General features: G+C 60.6%; 30 protein-coding genes and 1 pseudogene. 10 read left to right on the top strand and 21 right to left on the bottom strand.

The window, feature by feature from the left end; genetic code table 11:
* Positions 1–59: 59 nt before the first annotated feature.
* From D2T30_RS21800 to D2T30_RS21785, 4 genes are all read right to left on the bottom strand, one after another.
* Positions 60–878: an HK97 family phage prohead protease gene (locus D2T30_RS21800; protein WP_128210518.1), complete on the bottom strand. Its 819-nt coding sequence runs from the start codon at positions 876–878 to the stop codon at positions 60–62.
* A gap of 13 nt (positions 879–891) precedes the next feature.
* The gene (locus D2T30_RS21795; RefSeq protein ID WP_128210517.1) at positions 892–2,562 is read right to left on the bottom strand and encodes a terminase large subunit; all 1,671 of its coding nucleotides are present in this window, start codon (positions 2,560–2,562) and stop codon (positions 892–894) included.
* A complete protein-coding gene (locus D2T30_RS23460; RefSeq protein WP_206613053.1) occupies positions 2,562–3,131 on the bottom strand; it encodes a hypothetical protein in 570 nt (189 codons plus the stop codon). The genes D2T30_RS21795 and D2T30_RS23460 overlap by 1 nt, the downstream gene beginning before the upstream one ends.
* Before the next feature lie 115 nt (positions 3,132–3,246).
* Positions 3,247–3,699, bottom strand: coding sequence for an HNH endonuclease (locus D2T30_RS21785; RefSeq protein ID WP_128210516.1), 453 nt, complete (start codon positions 3,697–3,699; stop codon positions 3,247–3,249).
* 363 nt (positions 3,700–4,062) lie between these two features.
* Between D2T30_RS21785 and D2T30_RS21780 the strand changes: the two genes are divergently transcribed.
* A complete protein-coding gene (locus D2T30_RS21780; protein WP_206613052.1) occupies positions 4,063–4,683 on the top strand; it encodes a hypothetical protein in 621 nt (206 codons plus the stop codon).
* Positions 4,684–4,723: 40 nt separating this feature from the next.
* On the top strand, positions 4,724–5,137 hold the full coding sequence (locus D2T30_RS21775; RefSeq protein ID WP_128210514.1) for a hypothetical protein: 414 nt from the start codon (positions 4,724–4,726) through the stop codon (positions 5,135–5,137).
* 92 nt (positions 5,138–5,229) lie between these two features.
* On the opposite strand, the gene D2T30_RS21770 is transcribed toward D2T30_RS21775, so the two are convergent.
* The 17 genes from D2T30_RS21770 to D2T30_RS24260 all read right to left on the bottom strand — a co-directional run bounded on the left by D2T30_RS21770 (position 5,230) and on the right by D2T30_RS24260 (position 14,312).
* Complete coding sequence (locus tag D2T30_RS21770; protein ID WP_128210513.1) at positions 5,230–5,556, bottom strand: Gp49 family protein; 327 nt, start codon at positions 5,554–5,556, stop codon at positions 5,230–5,232.
* Between the two features lie 258 nt (positions 5,557–5,814).
* Positions 5,815–6,594, bottom strand: a complete 780-nt coding sequence (locus D2T30_RS21765) for a hypothetical protein (RefSeq protein WP_128210512.1) — start codon at positions 6,592–6,594, stop codon at positions 5,815–5,817.
* Between the two features lie 17 nt (positions 6,595–6,611).
* Positions 6,612–6,842, bottom strand: coding sequence for a glutaredoxin-like protein NrdH (nrdH, locus tag D2T30_RS21760; RefSeq protein ID WP_128210511.1), 231 nt, complete (start codon positions 6,840–6,842; stop codon positions 6,612–6,614).
* Positions 6,839–7,324 (bottom strand): hypothetical protein, encoded by a 486-nt coding sequence (locus D2T30_RS21755; protein WP_128210510.1) that lies wholly within the window; start codon positions 7,322–7,324, stop codon positions 6,839–6,841. Before D2T30_RS21755 ends, nrdH begins: the two co-directional genes overlap by 4 nt.
* The gene (locus D2T30_RS21750) at positions 7,321–7,515 is read right to left on the bottom strand and encodes a type ISP restriction/modification enzyme (RefSeq protein ID WP_128210509.1); all 195 of its coding nucleotides are present in this window, start codon (positions 7,513–7,515) and stop codon (positions 7,321–7,323) included. Before D2T30_RS21750 ends, D2T30_RS21755 begins: the two co-directional genes overlap by 4 nt.
* Complete coding sequence (locus D2T30_RS21745) at positions 7,512–8,219, bottom strand: type ISP restriction/modification enzyme (protein WP_128210508.1); 708 nt, start codon at positions 8,217–8,219, stop codon at positions 7,512–7,514. The genes D2T30_RS21750 and D2T30_RS21745 overlap by 4 nt, the downstream gene beginning before the upstream one ends.
* Positions 8,220–8,495: 276 nt before the next feature.
* Positions 8,496–8,888 carry a hypothetical protein gene (locus D2T30_RS21740; RefSeq protein ID WP_128210507.1) on the bottom strand — a complete coding sequence of 131 codons (393 nt, stop codon included), beginning with the start codon at positions 8,886–8,888 and terminating at the stop codon, positions 8,496–8,498.
* Positions 8,885–9,127, bottom strand: a complete 243-nt coding sequence (locus tag D2T30_RS21735; RefSeq protein ID WP_128210506.1) for a hypothetical protein — start codon at positions 9,125–9,127, stop codon at positions 8,885–8,887. The genes D2T30_RS21740 and D2T30_RS21735 overlap by 4 nt, the downstream gene beginning before the upstream one ends.
* On the bottom strand, positions 9,124–9,960 hold the full coding sequence (locus D2T30_RS21730; RefSeq protein WP_164884399.1) for a helix-turn-helix domain-containing protein: 837 nt from the start codon (positions 9,958–9,960) through the stop codon (positions 9,124–9,126). Before D2T30_RS21730 ends, D2T30_RS21735 begins: the two co-directional genes overlap by 4 nt.
* Entirely contained in the window at positions 9,957–10,190 is a 234-nt protein-coding gene (locus D2T30_RS21725; RefSeq protein WP_128210504.1) for a hypothetical protein, read from the bottom strand. Before D2T30_RS21725 ends, D2T30_RS21730 begins: the two co-directional genes overlap by 4 nt.
* Positions 10,191–10,194: 4 nt before the next feature.
* Positions 10,195–10,587, bottom strand: coding sequence for a DUF1064 domain-containing protein (locus tag D2T30_RS21720; RefSeq protein WP_128210503.1), 393 nt, complete (start codon positions 10,585–10,587; stop codon positions 10,195–10,197).
* 250 nt (positions 10,588–10,837) lie between these two features.
* The gene (locus D2T30_RS21715; RefSeq protein ID WP_164884398.1) at positions 10,838–11,125 is read right to left on the bottom strand and encodes a DUF2312 domain-containing protein; all 288 of its coding nucleotides are present in this window, start codon (positions 11,123–11,125) and stop codon (positions 10,838–10,840) included.
* Entirely contained in the window at positions 11,122–11,313 is a 192-nt protein-coding gene (locus D2T30_RS23255; protein ID WP_164884397.1) for a hypothetical protein, read from the bottom strand. Before D2T30_RS23255 ends, D2T30_RS21715 begins: the two co-directional genes overlap by 4 nt.
* Before the next feature lie 9 nt (positions 11,314–11,322).
* Complete coding sequence (locus D2T30_RS21710) at positions 11,323–12,195, bottom strand: DNA-methyltransferase (RefSeq protein ID WP_128210501.1); 873 nt, start codon at positions 12,193–12,195, stop codon at positions 11,323–11,325.
* Positions 12,192–13,574: a helicase-related protein gene (locus tag D2T30_RS21705; protein ID WP_164884396.1), complete on the bottom strand. Its 1,383-nt coding sequence runs from the start codon at positions 13,572–13,574 to the stop codon at positions 12,192–12,194. The genes D2T30_RS21710 and D2T30_RS21705 overlap by 4 nt, the downstream gene beginning before the upstream one ends.
* A gap of 169 nt (positions 13,575–13,743) precedes the next feature.
* A complete protein-coding gene (locus D2T30_RS23250) occupies positions 13,744–14,004 on the bottom strand; it encodes a hypothetical protein (protein ID WP_164884395.1) in 261 nt (86 codons plus the stop codon).
* Positions 14,005–14,093: 89 nt separating this feature from the next.
* Positions 14,094–14,312 (bottom strand): carph-isopro domain-containing protein, encoded by a 219-nt coding sequence (locus tag D2T30_RS24260; protein WP_380729218.1) that lies wholly within the window; start codon positions 14,310–14,312, stop codon positions 14,094–14,096.
* Positions 14,313–14,375: 63 nt separating this feature from the next.
* Between D2T30_RS24260 and D2T30_RS24255 the strand changes: the two genes are divergently transcribed.
* The 8 genes and pseudogenes from D2T30_RS24255 to D2T30_RS21665 all read left to right on the top strand — a co-directional run.
* Positions 14,376–14,990, top strand: coding sequence for a LexA family transcriptional regulator (locus tag D2T30_RS24255; protein WP_128210499.1), 615 nt, complete (start codon positions 14,376–14,378; stop codon positions 14,988–14,990).
* Positions 14,991–15,044: 54 nt separating this feature from the next.
* Positions 15,045–15,287 carry a hypothetical protein gene (locus D2T30_RS21695; protein WP_128209670.1) on the top strand — a complete coding sequence of 81 codons (243 nt, stop codon included), beginning with the start codon at positions 15,045–15,047 and terminating at the stop codon, positions 15,285–15,287.
* Between the two features lie 78 nt (positions 15,288–15,365).
* On the top strand, positions 15,366–16,328 hold the full coding sequence (locus tag D2T30_RS21690; RefSeq protein WP_128210498.1) for a hypothetical protein: 963 nt from the start codon (positions 15,366–15,368) through the stop codon (positions 16,326–16,328).
* A gap of 432 nt (positions 16,329–16,760) precedes the next feature.
* The gene (locus D2T30_RS21685) at positions 16,761–16,943 is read left to right on the top strand and encodes a hypothetical protein (RefSeq protein ID WP_128210497.1); all 183 of its coding nucleotides are present in this window, start codon (positions 16,761–16,763) and stop codon (positions 16,941–16,943) included.
* Positions 16,940–17,362, top strand: coding sequence for a hypothetical protein (locus tag D2T30_RS21680; RefSeq protein WP_128210496.1), 423 nt, complete (start codon positions 16,940–16,942; stop codon positions 17,360–17,362). Before D2T30_RS21685 ends, D2T30_RS21680 begins: the two co-directional genes overlap by 4 nt.
* On the top strand, positions 17,359–17,655 hold the full coding sequence (locus tag D2T30_RS21675) for a hypothetical protein (protein WP_128210495.1): 297 nt from the start codon (positions 17,359–17,361) through the stop codon (positions 17,653–17,655). The genes D2T30_RS21680 and D2T30_RS21675 overlap by 4 nt, the downstream gene beginning before the upstream one ends.
* Positions 17,652–17,888, top strand: a complete 237-nt coding sequence (locus D2T30_RS21670; protein WP_128210494.1) for a hypothetical protein — start codon at positions 17,652–17,654, stop codon at positions 17,886–17,888. Before D2T30_RS21675 ends, D2T30_RS21670 begins: the two co-directional genes overlap by 4 nt.
* A pseudogene (locus D2T30_RS21665) lies at positions 17,885–18,206 on the top strand (hypothetical protein); the annotation flags it as partial. The gene D2T30_RS21670 and the pseudogene D2T30_RS21665, both read left to right, overlap by 4 nt.

The following is an 18,206-nucleotide window of genomic DNA, read 5'->3' as shown; positions in this document are numbered from 1 at the left end:
CATACAGACATCTGACGACGACTGGCCCGGACGGGCCAGTGCGCCATGCCACGCGCCGGCTACGTGGAAAACGCGCGCGCCATGGCGCACATCCTCACCAACTGGCCTGGTTTTGCTCCGCCGCCGTGGCCGACTTTTGCGCCGCCGTTGACATCGTCGGCCAGCGTGTCGAATTCTTCCTGTTCCGCCGCGTCGGTCGAACGGTTTTCGTCCATCGACTTTTGCATCACAGCTTCCATGCGCGCCGATTTGGTCGCGCGGGCGGCCTGAAGCGCCGCAATCTGTTCGGCAATCGTTGCCATGTCTTTGCCCCCCTTGGGCGTCAATGATATTGATTTCAGGGTTTTGTGCCCCTCAGCGGAGGGCGCGTGGATCGACGAGGGCACACCCTTGCCAGACGAGGCCATGTGCTGCGCATCGAGGGACTTCACTGTCATGATCGTTGCTTCGGCGTTCGCCGGGACTGTGACCAGAGACAGTTCGAACACCTCGGACTTGGTGAAGCGGATGCCGCCACCATCGAGGAAACTGTATTCTATCGGGCGGAATCCGATGCTCGCCCCGCGGACCGGACCGGCCTGCACCGAATGCCAAGCCTCATCGACCCGATCTTTCAGGGTGCCCTCGCCCGCGATAACCGGAAGCTCAGCCTCGAACTCGATGCCATCGGCGGTTGGGTTGCTGAATTTCACCGTTCCGACAGGCTTGTCGTGTCGGTGTTGCCACAAGAGCGGAAGCGGGTTCTTGAACTCCACCCCCAGGGGCTCGATCACATCCCCGACACGATCGACGGCAGGGGTCGTCGCAATACCGCGAATGACACGCTTATCCTCGCTGACCGCTTTCACGGTCAGGAGCGAGTAGGCTCGATTGTTCATTGGTTCCGACCTTTCAGAAGATCAGCATCTGATATTCAGGCTCTCTGGGAGCCTCGGGGTTCCGGCTCATGACAGTCACTGCGTCAAAGAGCGCCATCGCCGGGTCAATCTTCGCATCACCGGCATTTGCTTTGGTCGCCCGGATCGCTGTTGCCGTCGGCTCAATCTTGATGTTCCCAACGCACCAGGACATGAGCGCGGAACCATCATGCCGAAGCGTGCCGTTCGCCAGCTTTCGCTCAGCGGTCTTAATCGCGTTCATCATGGCATAGCCCTGCGGCGCGCCGATCAGCGTCCCATCGTCCTGCGTTACGTCAATCTCGGCCAATGCCTCGATCAGTTCCCCGAGGCCCGCAGGATCCACCGACACAGAGGCCAGCAAACCGCGTTGCTTCACCTCTCCGATGATCTCGACAATGGCCGAAATGTCCGCCAGTTCATCACCGACAATCGTCAGGTCGCCGTCCCGCTGGAAGTCAATCAGCTTCGATGCGATGGACTTCCGTCGGTCCAGCACTCCTTTGTGGCACCACGCATGATGCCAGCAGAGCCAATCCCGTGCCCCCTTTTCACGGCCCACAACCGCCATCCCGAACAGGTCATCCAAGCCGCCGCCGTCGATTCCGACCACCACGACCTCAGACCGTGAAAGGACCGCTTCATACGTCAGGCCCTTGTCGGCCCTTGCGGACCAGAAGTCCGCTCCCGGCCATCGATTGGCCCGAAGGTTCATGCCGATTTCGACATTCAGATGCTTCGCGAAGAAGACGTTGCGGCTTTCTGGCCCTTTTCCCATCTCCTTGCGAAGCTCGTCTTCCAGCCATTCCGGACTAACTGACCGGCCGATGTTCGGGTTCGTTATGTAAAAGTTCGCCGGGTCAAGGTATCCCTCTCCGTCGATCATATCCTTAGGAAACTCATAGATAACCGGCAGGAACTTCCGGTCTTCCTTCTTCCCGTCCCTCACGTCTCGTGCGTAGTCGAGCTTATCCTTGAACACCCCAGATGGCGGGGCGTCGGATTGCGTGGTGATTGACACCACAAACCCCTTCGGGCGGGACACGAGGCCGCCGGTTGCCTCTTTGAGCATCGCATCTGCCTTAGGCTTCGATCCGAACACCCAAAGCTCGTCAATCAGGACAAAGGCCGCCTTCTTCCCGGAAACCGTGTCATTATCGGCCGCCACCACCTTCAGCTGTGCGCCGGTCGTCCGATGCGTGATTGTCCGGAGGTGGTCCTGCACATGCAGGAGGTCAGAAAGCTCCCCATCAACTCGGACCATATCTGCGGCCGGCTTGAAGCTATTCCCCGCGACCTCGATCGTCGGCGCCAAGATCAACAACTCCGCCGACATGCGCCAGTTGCGGATCAGCGCTGTTAGCATGATCCCGGCCGCTAGCGTCGACTTCGAGTTCTTCTTACTGATCGCGAGAAAGAACTCTCGGATCAGCCTCTTGCCCGTCTCTGGATCATAGGCGCCGAAAATCGCACCGACGAAATCGAACACCCATTGCTCGCAGGCCTCCCCGAATGTCGGGCTGCCAGCCGCATCGACGATCCGCAGCGATTTAAACACATCCAGTGCCGCAGCAGCCTCATCAGGGAAAAGCGGGGGAAAAGGGATCAGGCTTCTGCCTTGAACAATCCTCCGCTCCCAGTCCGGACAGGCCGTGGTGAATTCCATCATCGCCTCGTGTTATCGACCGCCAGTTTGGGTGCAACAGGTGGAGCGAACTTGCTGCCCCCGGTTGCGGCCTCCTGGGCTGCGGCTTGCCGCTGTGCCTTCTTTCCGTCTGGGGCCTTCGCCTCGCTCCACGTTTTGAAGGCCGTCGCCAATGCCTTGATCACATTGGCTCGACCCGGAAGCTCGATTGCCTTGAGCATCGCGGCCTTGCGCCGAGGATCGTCCTCGTGTGTCTCGATCAGTTCCGCCAGCGCACCGAAATGCGTCGTCGTTGCATCCAATTCGTCAAGCAGACGGAAGATCAGATTTTGGCCTTTACCGACGATCTGGCTAGGATCAGTGGCATCAATCCCCGCCATCATTACCGGTTCTCTCCGATGTTCCGTACTGGTGCGTACCGGTTGGTGCGCAGCTTGGGGGCGATCAGGCCAGCCTTCGGTCTTTGCCTTCTTACGGATCGCACCGTCCGAAACCTGATACCATTCGGCTATCCTCCTGATACTCCAATCGGATTTTTCCCAGTCCGTGCGAATTGAGGGCCAGTCTATGGTCTTTTTCTTTTCGGCCATTGCAGTTCGCGCGCACCAAGTGCGCACCCTCCAACTCCCCATCAGGGAAAAAATCTACAGATGAGGGAGCGGCGGGTCGCCAGACCGAAGGCCTGCCGGTCCTTGACCACCCCCCCTATGCCTTCCAACGCTGGTCCACCCAACGACATTTCGGCGTCCGCGCAACTCCATCGAATCCTACTACGCGGCGCGATATCTTAGCTGAACGGATTTCGTCGCCGTCGAACAGCATCGCCTCAATCGTCTGGCACTCCACGTCATGGCAGGATGCGCAGAGGCACCAGACGTTATCAGGATCCAGGAATAGTCGCAGGTCTCCTTTGTGCGGCACCAAGTGGTCGCCGATTAGGCGCTTGGTGCTCGCTTCCACTTTGCCGCACATCTGGCATGTGAAGTGATCCCGCAGCAGCGTTTGCCACCGCAACCCATGAGGTTCACCGCGCCATGCCCGCATATCGTAGAGCTTGGACCAATCGCCCCTCGTGTCGGGGCTGTATGTGGCAGCGGCAGCGGTCATGCGCGGTGCGATGCGCGAGATCATGGGTTTGATCGTCGTCAGGCGCGCCATCTGTCACCCCTTCGGCGGTAGAGACCGCTTCACCTTTTCGCCGTGCCATCCGCTGACAGCCGAGTGCCATTGGTCACCGCAGCCCTTCCGCTCGTCATATGCCCTCCATACCCCAGAGACGCCGCACTTGCGGGTGAGGCGGACGCGCCGGGGAAAGATGCCACGGCTACGGCCATCCTTCCCTAACATGGCCTGAGCCATCGGAAATGAATCTCCCTAACAGGCGATGGACTGGCGCCCGCAGTTGTGTTCACAGTCCGGTGATTAAGGGAAAATGATTCGAATCTTAAAATGTCAGATACACCAACAAATCGAAGCTCACGGACTCTCCAGACGATCTCTCGCGTCCTGACACAGACCAGATTGTTCTTACAGGAGGACAAGAAGCGATCGAATACTGCGTTCTTCGGCATGCTGGTCGCTGGCGCTCTGATCACGGCTGCCAGTGGATATGCCTCAGATTACCTCTGGGACAAGTATGGTCCTGAAGATAGCACGTCCACAAAATTGAAGGATATTTCGGATCAAGCAACTGGCATCAAGGATGATGTCGCCCAACTCAGCGAGAAGATCGGAAGTATCAGGGCAAGCATCCCTGAGGATCAGTACTCCGATATACTAGATAGGCTTAAGGCAATTGATGGTCGAGCGGCCTCCATTGTTCCCACTGTTGCGACGGTGGCTTCATCCGGGAGAAAATTCATCAATGGCGGCGCAGTCAGTGATGGTCCGCATCTCGGGAATGGCACATTCTTCCTACCCGTGGACGGGAACAACGCCACATCCGCTACCATCTGCGGCGGTTACGTTGTCACACAGAACCCTCTTAACTTCCATCAAGCCAGCCTCTCCTTCGCAGGCAAAGCAATCAGTGCACGCTACGGGGAAACGCTCTACCTGAACTCTGTTCAGGCGACGGTAAGCGGCTCAATTACCGAGGGGCTCGGGAGACAGGTATTCTATGAATGCGACGCGAAGGCCTGACATGCAATCTCGACACCATGTGCCACGAGGGAATCTTACGATGATGGAATACGAGACATACGCCGAGGTCAGCGAGACGTACCGCAGGGCTCCTCAAGCATGGCAGATACTGACCTCATGGGCCGTGCTGAAAGCCACTGATAGCTCCGGCGACTACGGGCCCGGCTTGATCACCTATACAAAACTCGGGAACCTCATGGGCTACACCGGGCCAATGGCGGGAATGAACGCTATCCGACCGGTACGCCATATCTATCGCTTCTGTGAGGCGAACGGCTTACCTCTGCTGAGTTCTCTTGTGATCCGCAAGGACCATGGAGCCCCCGGTTGGGACTATGAAACGGATGACGAAACGCTGATCCAGTGGCAGAGAGATGCCCTTGCGTATGATTGGTTCACCATACGAACCCCGGAAGCTAGCGCCTTCAAGAAGCATCCGATTGCGGACGAGTAATCGCGCCACTCGCTTGCCCCACGCGGCCTGAGCCCGCCCATAAGAAAGGCCGCTCCCGGGGGAACGGCCCGTGATCTGAGCCGTGGCGCGGATCAGCCGTTGCTGGTCAGCGGCCCCTCACGAAGCCAAAGCTTCTGGCGCAGCAGGTATCCCTCAAGGCCCCAGATCTTGTTGCGGGCGTTGTCGCGCGCGATCTTGCGGCCGATGGCCTGATCGAAGTTCTCGGCGGACGCCGCCGCGCTTTCGCCGGTCACGATGTATCCGTTGCGCAGGGTAAGCGCGCAGACCGTCAGCGTCGTGCCGTGGAATACATGGTATTGCTCCGACACGATGGCTGCGTCGATGTCAGCGGGCGTGAGACGGGGCGCGGTCTTACCCGCAGCAACGATGTCGCGTTCGATCTCGGTTTCCGAGGTCATGTCGATCTCCATATCTGTCTGGGGGGCTGTTGAGCACGGGTCGCGGATAACGACCCCGCAAGGTCGTGACGCTGTGTGCACCATCGCGCCACTGTGCTTAACCTTCCGCACTCATGACGAACCCCTAGAAGCTGGACCAATCCTCGACCGTCCAGAGCCGAGGTAGGGGAACGTCAAAAGCCCGGAATCGAAAACGCCCGCAGTTTCCTCCGGGCGCTTTTCTGGCTGTGTTCAGCGTCAACAAAAACCTGCGAAGTGTCAACCGCCGATTCGCCACGGCGACATGACAGGCATGGATTTTGTCAACTCGAAATCGAGATACCGGCACGATAGGGCCGATTGCAGGTGCAGCAGCGCTCCCCACCACAAGTGGTAGTTCCTGCGCTGGCTCGCGATGTGCACTGCTGTTCCGGTGTAGGTAACAGGACAAGCTTCGAGATCAACTGTCTTTCGATGCCGGTTCCTATCCCAGTAGGACCATTCCCCGACCTTCACCACGTATGCGATCCGCTCGCCGGTGTTTTCGTCAAAATCGTATCCCTGCGGAACACAGGCAAAGCGCGCGCTCCTACCCCATTCCGGCTCGCTGCGGGCGCGGGCGCACTCTACGATTTGCAAGGACATCTGGCGCCCACCCACGCCCTCCGGAAGCCGCGCCACCTCTGCTGCAATGATCTGCGCATCCGCTGCGGGCGGGTTCGACCCGCCGCCGTCCACCGTGCACCCGAGCTTTCGGATCTGCATCGCGCGCCAGAGCGGGTCGACCCCTTCCCGATCGTATTCATGCGCCCCTGTCTCGTCCCCGAATTCCAGCTGCGCTTTTTCGTCGGCAAATGCCCATTCGAGCGCGCGCTGAATGCTCATGGATTTCGGCGGCGTCGGCCGAACAGGCACCGTTATGGCCTTGGGCGTGCTGATGCGGTCAGGGTAGACCTTCGGCATGCCCTTCGGCTTCGGCTTGCGCTCAGCCCGTACGACACGCCCCTCGGATATTGCCTGGTGGATGAGACGTTCGTCTTCTGGCGTGATCTGCCCCATGTTCCTGCCCCCTGTGGTTATGCTTGGTCGACCAGCTTGCGCAGCTGGTCCGGCTGAAACCCCGCGAACGCTTCATGCCCGTCCGCCTCAACGATCGGCGCGGATCCAAATCCCGCGGAGATCAGCCGTTGCAGATCGTCCGGGTGCTCCATCAGGTCGCGGGCCTCGAACGGGACGTCGTGCTCGGTGAGCCAGCGCTTGGTGGCGTCGCATTGCGGGCAATTCGTCTTGGTGTAGACCCGGATCATGCGGCACCCCGATTCATCCAACTTGGCAGCACGACTGGCAGTGATGGGTACCAAAGGTCAGCCTCGGGGTCTAGGGCGAAAGTGTCTGTGCAGATAACTCGGATAAGACCAGATTGGCCGGTTTCTTCCAGGACCACGGCGGACAGATTATTCGCGCACACCTGTGCGGCATCGTGGTCCAGCTCAATCACGACACAATTTTCGGCCAAGAGGCGCTTGCGGTTCGGCGGAAGATCGACGATCTGGATCAACCGCGCCGTAAAAATCCCCGTCCCACCGAAGGGATCCAGCCACTCAACGCCCTGGTCTGGTGCGCGACCCTTTAACGAAATCGCCTCGATAGCTGAGCGTATCTGAAAGTCCACAACTTCGACGGGGGTGACGACAACCCCGTCACGGCCCTGCCTTCGTCTATCGACTGATGTCTGATACTCACGGGAGATGCGCTCCTGATCCGCCGCCTTTTCCCTATCAGTCCTCATTTCATATTCTCCGTTTCGTAGAGGAACATCGGAAAGCATTGGCTGCCGTCGATATCCACCATATGGAGGCTCGGAAGGGCATTGGTCATCAGGGCGGAGAAGCCCACTTTCTGGCCCCCGCCCGATGTGCAAATCACCAGATTCCACACCGGTCTCCCGCTGGCCGGTCCGCAATTTTGGAAAATATTCACGACAGATCCCTCAGCGGCGGCAGGGAGTTTACGATCTCCACTGTTTTAAGGCTGACGGTGATGACGCGCTGGAACAGCCGCAGCGGATAGGCGGGGTCGCCGACCGTTTCGATGGCATAACGATTGGCATCGTTGACAATGCCGCTGGCCTTGTCCGTTTTGACGCACTGCCCCTCCATCACCCACACGAGCGCAGGCTTGCCGTTCAACACATAGTCGTATGCCTCAAGCGGGATGCCGCTGATCGTGATATTGGCGTTGTAGATGACGGTGGATCTGTCGAGATTCGGGCGCTTCCCGGAGAATCTCATCTTCTCGACCCGGTAAAACTGCTCCGGGTTGGAGACCGGGGAAATTGAGGTGTCGCTGATGGTGAAGGTGACAGGGTAAGGTTCCACCTGCTCATAATGCACATGGATCCACCCCAGGGTGCGGCCGGCCTTGGAAAAGGCCCAGAAATCAGCAGCGGCCCCGACGCGGGGGATGCGCGGCAATTGCTTCCTGAGACTATTGGCAAAACGGGTGCGATAATCCTCCGAATGTAGGATGCCATAGATGTAGTGGAACAAATCTCCCTTGGTGATCTCCTCTCCGGGATAGGCCTCCTGAAAATGGGCGAGGCCTGCATCAGTTATTGCGTCGCGGCGAACCATGCGGGGCCGGGCAACGTCTTGCTCAAAGAGATCGGGCTGTGGATCGCTCATGGTCACATCCTCCCGATCTGCCGCGGCGTCTCGCGAGCCAGCGCGTCTAGGTCTCGCTGGCGGTGCGCGGTGTCGTATGGGTTCCGGGTCATGGCAATTCCCCCACAGGCTCGCCGTTATGGTCGATCAGCACGTTCCGGCCATCAAGGGCGACCGTGTATCAGTCCCCTGCGAAATAGGCCCCATACCAAGCCATGATCGGCACAACGCTCTCCGTCTCGCAGCGGATGGTCTGGCTCTTCGGCGTGGCCTCGGCGTTCATGAAAACCAGCGTCCTCATGACTTCGCCTCCGGCTGATCCTCGGGAATAATGGCAACCCTCGACGGGTATTCGCCACAGGCCGCAGACGACACGGATCCATCCTTTTTCAGCTTTGCCAATGTGAACGCTATTTGGTCGTGGCCGTAGCGCGCTTGTTTTGCGCCGGTCACGACGAACGGACCTTTCATCATGCACGGATTGCCGGATCCGCCCCAATATTGGTCCATTATCCGAACCCGCGTCATGCCGACGACGCCGCCCGCAGCTTCAAACTCGGCGATTTTGTCGGCGCAGGCCGCTTCCTCCCACCGCGCCTTAGCCGCATACATTTTCGCCGTGGCATCTGCGGATCGAGACATCGCGGCATCATACTGGCGCTTGAGCTCCTCCGTGCTGTGATTGCTCATGCCCAATCCTCCGCCAGAACGCCGTCGGCGATTGTTGGGAACACCGGCAGCGTCCGCAGCGCAGCGCGTTCCAGTTCCCGTGCCTCGCGCTTGTTCAGGGCGCTGACTGACAGCCGCGCGGCGTGGGTCGGCTCCGGCTTGGCCGGCGGCAGATCAAAAGGCGGCTGCGGCAGCGTGGTGTTAAACGGGCCGCGGTAGTGGCGGCTGACCGTCAGGGCGCGGCGGATGTTGAAGCTCATGGTTTCCAGTCCTTCGGCAAGCGCCCGGAGGCGATGAGATCCCGCACCACCGATGGTGTCAGCGCGGATTGAGGCACGAACCGACCCTCACGGATGCGTTCTGCGATCTGGTCGAGATTGGCCTCTCGGGCCGCGTCACGACCCGCCGCCCCGGGCTGCACCGGGATCGACGAAACCATGAACACGTCCAGCGCCCGGATCGAAGTCGGGGCCTTCTCGTGAACCAAGCGGCTCTCGGCGGCCTTGTCGACGACCTGTTCCGGGCTCAGCCCCCGGTCGAGCCAGTCGAGGACAAGGCGGATCGCTGCCTCGTTGGTCCATGACTTCGGAAGCGATTTCGAGCTGATGCCGACGGCCTTCCCGATTTCCCGGATCAAATCCCGGATTTTCCCCGCCGCCTCCTCCGGCGCGCCTGCGCGCGGTGGTGGTGGTTCAGTGATGGTTCCTGACGGTTCGGGTGCATCTGCTGCGGGGGTATCCTGCACCAGATGCGGGGGGGTGGTGCATCTGCTGCGGGTTGGGGGTGCATTTCTCGCAGGGGGGTGCATCTGCTGTGGGGGTGCATTTCCTGCGGGGGTAGCGCGCACGAAATAGAGGTTCGCCCCGGCCTTCCCACCGTTCGGGATGATCCGGATATAACCATCTGCCTGCATCCTCCTGATGTTCACCTGAACCGTCCGGCAGCTCAGCCCAGTGCGCTGGCACAGCCGGTTGATCGACGGGTAACACCGGCCTTCGTCATCAGCGTGATCCGCGAGTGCCAGAAGGATCAGGCGCTCCGTCGGGTTCAGGATCTCGCTGTCGAATACGGCCGACATGATCTTGACGCTCATTGCACAGGCCTCCGCGCGCCATGCATGACGGAGGTATGGTCCCATCCGGCGATGCTGGCGATTTCCTTGAGGGTGAAACCAGAGCGCCGGGCCTCTGCCCACGCCTCATGGCGGGCGGCCACGAGCGGTTTGCTCTGGTCTCGGATATACAGATCGGCCTCGGTCAGGCCGTGGCGGCCCGCTGCGGCGCGAAACACGTCGCGCAGGTATTCGCGTTGCTTCCGGTTCATCGGATCATGTCTCCTTCACCGTGATGCCCTGCGCGGCGCAGACCGACTTCTTCAGCAGGTATTCCTTGGTCCGGGCGCCCTTGCTGTCCTCGACGACAGGGATGCCCAGCGCGACGTCGAAATAGGTGAAGTCGGCGACGTAGAAGCGCTGGCGTCCGGTCTCGGTCAGGAGCGGCCCATCGCGGCCCATGAGGGGGATCTTCACCTGTCGCTTGAGATCGGTGATCTGCCCAGCGCGCTGGAGCAGTTTCAGGCTCTCCCATCGGCCGGCTTCGCGCTGGCTGTCGAAGTCCCCATCTTCGGTCTTCACCCTCTTGTTGCCATACTTGGGATTCTTGGCCCGGGCTTGTGCCTCCTGCCCAGCGCGCAGCTGCGCGGCCGTCATGCGTTCAGTCATTGGCATGCCTCCGCAGCCGACTGCCGTAGGAAGCCCTCTCCGGCGCTGGTGATGTAGAACGCCGTGACGTTCTTGTCCCCGCATTGTTCGCCGGTGAGCATCCTGTTCTCCTTCAACACGGCGAGGCGATGCCGAACGACGCGAAGGGATAGGCCGGAGCGCGATGATACTTCCCGCGCGGTAAGGGGAACGTTCGTCCGTCGCGTCCGATGCCAGAACGACTGGAGGATGGTCCTGTCCATGTCCATGATCACACCATCCCCAATGCGGCCTTGTAGAGGTCGAGCACGGCCTCCTCTTCTGCCACATCGTCCTTGTCGCGCTTGCGGATGGCGATGATCTTCCTGATCGCCTTGGTGTCGTAGCCGCGTCCCTTGGCCTCGGCCATCACCTCTTTCTGCTGTTCGGTGATGTCCTTCTTCTCGGCATCAAGCTGCTCGAACCTTTCGATGAACTGGCGCAGCTCGTCGGCGGCGACATTATAGGCGGCGTCTGCGACCTGATTATCGGCGGCGGTGTTCTTCATGGGGATGGTCATAGGTGCGCCTCCAACTGCGCAAGGCCCTGCTCTATCCGCTCCCGGATGCCTGCGGTCGCGAAGGACTTCGCGGCTTTGCAGGGGCATGGGCTCAACGCCACGCGAAAGGCGTGAACCTCGGACATGGGAATGCGGATGACGGCGAAGTCGTCTTCCAGGCGGATCGATCCTGTGAGGATGCTGGTCATGCTGCCTCCTCACGCTGCGCTGAACAGCGTGTCCCTTTCCGCCTCGGCCCCGACAAGGAAGCGCGCGGCCTGACGGGCGTATTCAGGCTTGAGTTCGATCCCGATGTAGCGGCGCTGCATCTTCACTGCCTGGAAGCCGGTCGAGCCGATGCCGTTGAACGGGTCGAGGATCAGATCGCCCGGATTGCTATAGAGCTTCAGGCACCGCTCGATCACGTCGAGCTGCAGCGGGCAGATGTGGCGTTCATCCTCCTGCCCCTTGGCGAGACGCCCATTCAGGACGTTCCCCTGCCGGACGGTCATCCAGACTGGCGATGCGAGTTCCTGCCACATGTCCACTGGCAGATCTTCCGGATCGTGGGTGATCGGATCGAGGTTCGGCTCGTCCTTGCGGAAGAACAGCATATAGTCGGGCATTCCGACCCGGCTCATGGCGCTGTCCTTCTTGAGCTGCTTGTAGAGCAGGCCGAGCGCCTTGGTGCGCTGCATCTCCACGACGGGATCTTTCCAGATCACCGCGCGCGCGTGATAGACAAATCCCGCATCGCGATGGGCGCGGATCAGATCGCCCGAGAAATCATGCAGGCCGATGAAGCCGTCCTTGCCCTTTCGCGCGGGAAGATCGGTGCAGTGGACGCAGGTAATCCGGCCCGGCTTCATCACGCGGAACAGGTTCTCGGCGAAGAAGCGGTAGTGCTCGAAGAATTCGTCGTAGCTGCCGCAATTGCCCATGTCGCGCTCGCTATCCGAATAGACGAACAGATCGGCAAAGGGCGGCGAGAAGATCGCGCAGTCGATCAGGCCATCGGGCAGACCCGCGAGGACTTCGATGCAATCGGCGTTGTAGATGCCATAGGATTGGCCCTGATATTCCGGGGTCATGCGATACCTCCGAGGAAAGCGGGAAGGGTTACGTCCGCAGAGCGCGTGTAGGCGCGCTTGTGGGCGGTGATCTGGGCGCCGCGCATGGCTTCGGACATGGCGCGCTTCATCTTGTCGTGGTCGGCGGCCTTGCGCTGGATGTCGCGCCAGATGCCATGCTCTGTCTCGGCGATGACGATGTGCGCCGTGACCTGTTCCGTCTGGCCGAAGCGCCACGAGCGGCGGATGGCCTGATAATACCGCTCGTAGCTGTGCGAGATGCTGGCGAAGACCTGCGTCCGGGCGTGCTGCCAGTTTAGGCCGAAACCGGCCATCTTGGGCTTCGCGACGATCACCCGACGCTCGCCCAGGGTGAACGCCTCGAGCACGGCCTCTTTTTCCTGGGGCTTCAGCTTGCCGTGCAGCTCGATCGCGTCCGGGATCGCGGCCGTCAGGGCAGCGCTCTCGTCGTCGCGTTCACACCAGACGATCACATAGCCGGTGTCGGCGTTGGCGATCTCCGCGGCGCATGCGACCCTCTCCACCAGCGTGCGCTGCTTTTCGGCGTGGATGGCGGTCGCAGAATTGTCCGGGATCCGGAACAGCATCCCGTCCTGCGCGCCGTCCATGATATCGACGCCGACTTTGTGGATTTGATGAACCAGAGGAGGAAGGATGAACCCGGCATCGTCCCCACCGAGATCGGACGGCAGCGATGCGGCCCGGGCCCAGGACGAGACCCATGACCAGAAGTCCCCGACGGCATGCCCTTTGAGGCGCCATTCCTGCGATGCGGTCGAGGTGTCGTTGATGAACCAGCGGCACAGCATCTCCATCGGGCCCATCGCGCCGAGAAACTCGGAATGCGTGCCAAGCTCCATATGGTCGTTCGGTGCCGGGGTCGCGGTCGCCGCGAGGCGGTAAGGCGTCTGCGCGAAGGCCTCGACGAGCTGGCACTTGGTTGATCCCATGAATGATTTCAGGATCGAGCTTTCATCCAACACCACCGCACCGAACCGAGTCACGTCCAGCTTGCCGAGGCGTTCGTAATTGGCGATGTTCACGCCGGGGAATACGTCCGCGTCCTCACGGATCACGCGGGCTTCGACGCCGAAGGCCTCGCATTCCCGCTGCATCTGCCGCGCCACAGCAAGAGGTGTCAGGATCAGGGCCGGCCGGTTCGTCTCGCGCCGCGCCTCATCGGCGAAAACGGCTTCGCAGCCGGACTTGCCGAGGCCGGTGTCGAGGAACAGCGCGGCGCGGCCCTTGCCCAGCGCGAATTCAACCGCAGTGCGCTGATGCGTGAACAGTCGCTCCGGCAGCGCCTGCGGGGCAAAACCGTGGCTCGACGCCGCGATGCCCTTCGAGGCGATGAAGGCATGATAATCCTGCATGCTCATGCTGCGCCCCCCGTGTCGTCGTTTCCACGATTCAAGGGGCCGGAATTGTTCCGGGAAAACTTTCCGTAACGACGGGCCGCACGAGCGGCCCACCATTCCCCGGCGGCGCCGAGATGAAGTGCGATCTGAAGTTCTGCCCAGAACACTGGTGCAAAAAAGCGCATGATGATTACACCCCTGCCAGCGCGGCGAGGGCGGCATCGCGCGTTTCAGGCTGGCGGAGCAGCCAGGCCACTCCCCATCCCTGCGGCGCGTTCTTGCCCTCGAACCAGTTCTCCGCAGTCGACGGATCGACCCCGAAGAACACCGCCGCCTCTGCTGGCGTTTCGAAGCTCTGGCAGATGATGCGCTGCCAGACGTTGTTGAAATGCTGCCGGTAGCTGAGAACCTCCAGCTTCCGGGCGCGTGCGGAAAACTTTCTGGGAGACATTCCGTGGGTTCCTTCCCCATGTTGAGCGCATGCAGACGGTTCAACTGGTGAGTTTGAGGAAAGGCGGGACGGGGTCGCGTGTCTGGACATCACACGACCCTTTCTTGGCTTGCGCGCTTACGACGAGCCTCGGCCAGTTCCTCAACTGTCAGAACTGCGCCACGCTTCGCGGCGGCCCTGACGAGGATCACATCTCGATCCGCCGGGATCGACCCGCGCGCACGCCACGATCGGACCGTTACAGGGTTTTCGCCGATCTCGCGAGCAAGCTCTGCCGCGTTCGGCCAGATGCAGAATACTTTTTCCATGCGATGCAAAATGTATTGTAGATCAACGCATGTCAATACCTACTGCATCGCATGTGCTGCTAAATGTATCGCATGGAACCACACGAACGACTGAAGCTTGCACGAGAGCGAGCGGGATTCTCCGATGCGACCGAAGCCGCCAGACGCTTTGGGTGGACTGTTCCCACCTATCGGGCGCACGAGAATGGAAACCGAAATTTCACAAAAGACGGCGCAAGGAAGTATGGCCGGGCGTTCCGCGTCTCTCCTGAGTGGCTACTTCTTGGCATCGGGGATGATGCGAAAAAGCCTTTGCCGTTTGTTGGATATGTTGGAGCCGGCGCGGAAGTGTTTCCGATTGATGACGGGGGGTGCTTGGATGAGATGGATCCTCCACCAGGAATTGGGCCTGAAGCGGTAGCCGTTGGCGTTCGCGGAGACAACATGTTTCCCCGCTACATGCCCGGAGACGTCCTAATCTATGACCAGCAGGTATACCTATCCCAAGCCGACGGTCAGGAATGTGTCGTTAGCCTCCCAGACGGACGGAAGTATGTGAAAATTGTTCGTGCCGAACCTGATGGAACGGCTACCCTCGAAAGCTTCAACGCGCCACCGATGCGCAATCTGGTTGTGGACTGGGTTGCCCCGATCATATGGGTGAAAAGGTCGGCTATGCGAGATCGAAAAGCGAAATGAGATTTCATCGAAGCATCTGCATCCGTCGAGAGATTCTGTGAAAAACATAGCGCCATGACCCCCGAAGAACGCCTCGATGAACTGGAGCGCCGGCTCGATCAGTCGGAGACGGCCAACGAGATCATGTTCGGCCTGCTGTTCATGATCGTGTCCGACCAGCGCTGGCGCGATGTGGTCAAGACGCCCGAGGACATGGCCGGATACCTGCGCATCGCCGCCGGATCACGCGAGGATCAGGAAGACCACATCGCCGCCCAGATCCTAGATCGGATCGCGGCGAAGCTGGCAGATGGATGAGACGGGAAGATAACGGTCACGCCGTGTACAATAAAAAATTGTGGAAAGGCCGCGCACAGTAGAATGAGATTACTTGCATTGACGCTGCTTTTTCTATCCGCAACTCAAATATTTGCACAGGACATCGGCAGCAATATTCGCCCCCCTGTAGTGCATCCACAGGCCGCCGAGAAGCAGTCCGGCGTAAGCCAAGGCCAGGGACAGAACTCCCCACAAAAGAACGCATGGCCCCCAAAACTCGTGTTCGATCAGGAGACTGGCGTCCGTCACCACAACGATTATGGGTGGCATCAGGATCGTCAGGACGAGAACTATTATCCAGTACCCAATGAGAACGTTCTCTGGGGAAAGGACTGGGCAGGTCTTGCCCTGATTGGAACCTCGGTCGGTGGGCTCGCGAGCCTCATCACCGTCTTTCTGGTAGCCGGAACTCTTCGCGTCAGCAGAAATATGCTCCGCGAAGCGAAAGCCGCCACGGTTGCCGCCAACGCTGCGGTTGATGTCACCCGTGAGATTGGTCGAGATCAAAGTAGAGCCTACCTCACCATTCATGAGGCCGACATTCGTTTTCACGGGCTCTCGATTGACGCACACCAGAACGGCAGAAAAGACGGCTATGTTATGAGTTGCAAAGTCCGAAACACCGGCGCCACACCAGCTGAATGGTTTCGATTTCGCTATGAGTTTGGCATGGGCAGAAGGGGAGAAACGCCCACAGATGAAGCCATTCTCGCTTCTGGTATGACCACGAAATGGACCGGCCCCGCCACGGGTCGAGATTTGGATTTCACCGTCGAGGGGATGGACGTAAGCAATGCCATTCACAGGGTTGCGGATGCCACCGAAGCTGGCATCTACCTCTTCATTCGCGGTTCCCTCGAATATGGCACCATCTACAACGAAGTCAGAGAATGGGGCGTCTTCCTTCACGCCGATGGTGACAGGATCTCCTCCTACCGCGACGGGTGGACAGCTGTCTTTGCCAACTCCGAGGGCAAGGCTCCCCCCGTCAAGCTGCAATTCAGTTCCCTGAAAGAATAGCAGAGCCAAAGTCAAAATCGCGCTAATCACCGCCAACCTCTCACCGCCCGCCTTGCGCGGGCTTTTTGCTGCCTGCCAGCCCTGTGCTGACCGGGTGATTCTGACACATTGCGTAATGCGATGCAAAATGTATTGACAGATCGCGTTAGGAGATACATTTTGCATCGCATACCCCGCCGCTGAAACCCACCTGGGCCGATCGCGAGTAGCCACCTACGGAGATGCGCTGAAGACCTATCGCGAACAGGAATAGCGGACCAAGACGCTCGGCCCGCAGGCCCGGCCTCCCAACTCACGGAGCAAGCCCACGAGGCCGGGCCACCCTACCCCGCGACTGCACAACTCCAACGCTTGAGAATTCCAGTTCCGTGACCGGCCACCGCAACGCGATGCGCCGATAACCCGGTCGCACCCTTTTGCGAGGACCGCACCATGTTGACCCCTCTTGAGACACTGCAACTCGCGGCGATGCGCAACCTGGTCGCATCCGCCGAGAACGAGGACCTCCGCATCCGCAAGCTGATCATGTCGCACCTGCGCGAGCCGATCGCACTGGCCGAACGCGCCCGGGCCGATGCGGCGCGCGGTGTCCTGCCGGTCGAGGTGGCGCGATGAGGCAGTGTCCCTCCGGCTGGTGGATCGTTCCTTTCTGGGTTGGCGGTGTTGCCACCCTTCTCGCGCTTGCCACCTGTGCGCACGCCGACACCGGAAATGATACTCCCCGGATCATATACTTGCCGTGCGAAGCTGCTCCTGAGTTCAGCGCGAACGGTATCGGCCCGCGCGGTCAGCCGACCGACACATATCTGGCAATGGTCCAGGAGCGCAACGCCCGCGAACTGGCCGAGTTCATCGATAGTCTGATGCCCACCTACATCACCGGCGGATCGGGCCGCGTAAATGACATCCCGGCTACTGTAACGCCCACCTCCCCGACGCTGCCGTCTGTGGATCTGCCGCCCGGGCTTGGCCCCTTTGCCGCCTGCCTCATTGCCATCTGCGGCATCGCCGCCATTGCACGGAGGAAGAAATGACTCAGTTTCTCCGCAACTGCCACGCCTTCGAGATCGACGAAGCAATCCGCGCCGATCGTCTGGAACGTGCCGCTCGGATGGAACAGCAGCACGAGGCCAGCCAGCCGGTGCAGCCGTTCCCTGATACCGCCAAAGACAAGGCCGAGGCCCGCAACGCCCGCCTGGTGATCGTTGCCATCTGGATTGCTTCCGTTAGCGTGGCGATCGCCGTCGGCGGGGCGCTGCTTGCATCACCTGCGAAGCTGCGGGCCGATCTGGCCATGTATCAGACGCTTCAGGAGATGGAGCGGTGATCCGACCCCAGCCCAGCGCGCAGCAGATCATCGCGGGCCGCCCCCGGTCCGCATCGGGTGCGGTGGCGCCCTGCCCCTTCTGCGGGCGCGTGCCGGAATTCTACGGCGCCCACCTGCTCATGCACCCGCCGCACCCGTGGTGCCCGCTCTCCACCCTCGAATTCAGCGCCCAGCGCATCGCCGACTGGAACCGGCGCGAACCCATTGCGCAGCAGGAAGGACTGCCCGAATGACCATGCACCAACCCATCAGCGGCACCGCGCCGGCAATCCGTATCAGCGCCACCATCGAGCTTGCCGAATTCCGGCGCGCCGCGCGGATCGCGTCGTCGGTCATCGAAAGACGCAACACCATCCCGGTCCTCGGCTATGCGCACCTCGGGGTGTCGAAAGGCATCGTCACCCTGCGCGCGACCGATCTGGACAGCTATTTCACGACGCTGGTCGAGGCAAACACTTCGGGCGAAGGCGCGGTGTTGATCAGCGGCAGGATGCTTTCGGCCTTCGCAGCGGCGGCGACCGGCCCGGTGACGATCGAGGTCCAGAAGGCCG

It is taken from the genome of Paenirhodobacter populi, assembly GCF_004022215.1.
Lineage (GTDB): Bacteria > Pseudomonadota > Alphaproteobacteria > Rhodobacterales > Rhodobacteraceae > Rhodobacter > Rhodobacter populi.
Note: the sequence above shows the minus strand (reverse complement) of the source record. Positions and strands in the feature narration are given on the sequence as shown.

Coding starts and splice junctions, on each gene's coding strand:
- D2T30_RS21755 (WP_128210510.1), bottom strand. CDS start 7,324: ATGAGGACTGATAGGGAAAAGGCGGCGGATCAGGAGCGCATCTCCCGT.
- D2T30_RS23250 (WP_164884395.1), bottom strand. CDS start 14,004: ATGTCTCCCAGAAAGTTTTCCGCACGCGCCCGGAAGCTGGAGGTTCTC.
- D2T30_RS21745 (WP_128210508.1), bottom strand. CDS start 8,219: ATGAGCGATCCACAGCCCGATCTCTTTGAGCAAGACGTTGCCCGGCCC.
- D2T30_RS21725 (WP_128210504.1), bottom strand. CDS start 10,190: ATGAACCGGAAGCAACGCGAATACCTGCGCGACGTGTTTCGCGCCGCA.
- D2T30_RS21730 (WP_164884399.1), bottom strand. CDS start 9,960: ATGAGCGTCAAGATCATGTCGGCCGTATTCGACAGCGAGATCCTGAAC.
- nrdH (WP_128210511.1), bottom strand. CDS start 6,842: ATGATCCGGGTCTACACCAAGACGAATTGCCCGCAATGCGACGCCACC.
- D2T30_RS21795 (WP_128210517.1), bottom strand. CDS start 2,562: ATGGAATTCACCACGGCCTGTCCGGACTGGGAGCGGAGGATTGTTCAA.
- D2T30_RS21785 (WP_128210516.1), bottom strand. CDS start 3,699: ATGGCGCGCCTGACGACGATCAAACCCATGATCTCGCGCATCGCACCG.
- D2T30_RS21695 (WP_128209670.1), top strand. CDS start 15,045: ATGACCCCCGAAGAACGCCTCGATGAACTGGAGCGCCGGCTCGATCAG.
- D2T30_RS21685 (WP_128210497.1), top strand. CDS start 16,761: ATGTTGACCCCTCTTGAGACACTGCAACTCGCGGCGATGCGCAACCTG.
- D2T30_RS21720 (WP_128210503.1), bottom strand. CDS start 10,587: ATGACTGAACGCATGACGGCCGCGCAGCTGCGCGCTGGGCAGGAGGCA.
- D2T30_RS21765 (WP_128210512.1), bottom strand. CDS start 6,594: ATGGGGCAGATCACGCCAGAAGACGAACGTCTCATCCACCAGGCAATA.
- D2T30_RS24255 (WP_128210499.1), top strand. CDS start 14,376: ATGTATCGCATGGAACCACACGAACGACTGAAGCTTGCACGAGAGCGA.
- D2T30_RS21680 (WP_128210496.1), top strand. CDS start 16,940: ATGAGGCAGTGTCCCTCCGGCTGGTGGATCGTTCCTTTCTGGGTTGGC.
- D2T30_RS23460 (WP_206613053.1), bottom strand. CDS start 3,131: ATGGCCGAAAAGAAAAAGACCATAGACTGGCCCTCAATTCGCACGGAC.
- D2T30_RS21710 (WP_128210501.1), bottom strand. CDS start 12,195: ATGACCCCGGAATATCAGGGCCAATCCTATGGCATCTACAACGCCGAT.
- D2T30_RS24260 (WP_380729218.1), bottom strand. CDS start 14,312: ATGGAAAAAGTATTCTGCATCTGGCCGAACGCGGCAGAGCTTGCTCGC.
- D2T30_RS21675 (WP_128210495.1), top strand. CDS start 17,359: ATGACTCAGTTTCTCCGCAACTGCCACGCCTTCGAGATCGACGAAGCA.
- D2T30_RS21740 (WP_128210507.1), bottom strand. CDS start 8,888: ATGAGCAATCACAGCACGGAGGAGCTCAAGCGCCAGTATGATGCCGCG.
- D2T30_RS21775 (WP_128210514.1), top strand. CDS start 4,724: ATGATGGAATACGAGACATACGCCGAGGTCAGCGAGACGTACCGCAGG.
- D2T30_RS21770 (WP_128210513.1), bottom strand. CDS start 5,556: ATGACCTCGGAAACCGAGATCGAACGCGACATCGTTGCTGCGGGTAAG.
- D2T30_RS21715 (WP_164884398.1), bottom strand. CDS start 11,125: ATGACCATCCCCATGAAGAACACCGCCGCCGATAATCAGGTCGCAGAC.
- D2T30_RS23255 (WP_164884397.1), bottom strand. CDS start 11,313: ATGACCAGCATCCTCACAGGATCGATCCGCCTGGAAGACGACTTCGCC.
- D2T30_RS21735 (WP_128210506.1), bottom strand. CDS start 9,127: ATGAGCTTCAACATCCGCCGCGCCCTGACGGTCAGCCGCCACTACCGC.
- D2T30_RS21705 (WP_164884396.1), bottom strand. CDS start 13,574: ATGAGCATGCAGGATTATCATGCCTTCATCGCCTCGAAGGGCATCGCG.
- D2T30_RS21800 (WP_128210518.1), bottom strand. CDS start 878: ATGAACAATCGAGCCTACTCGCTCCTGACCGTGAAAGCGGTCAGCGAG.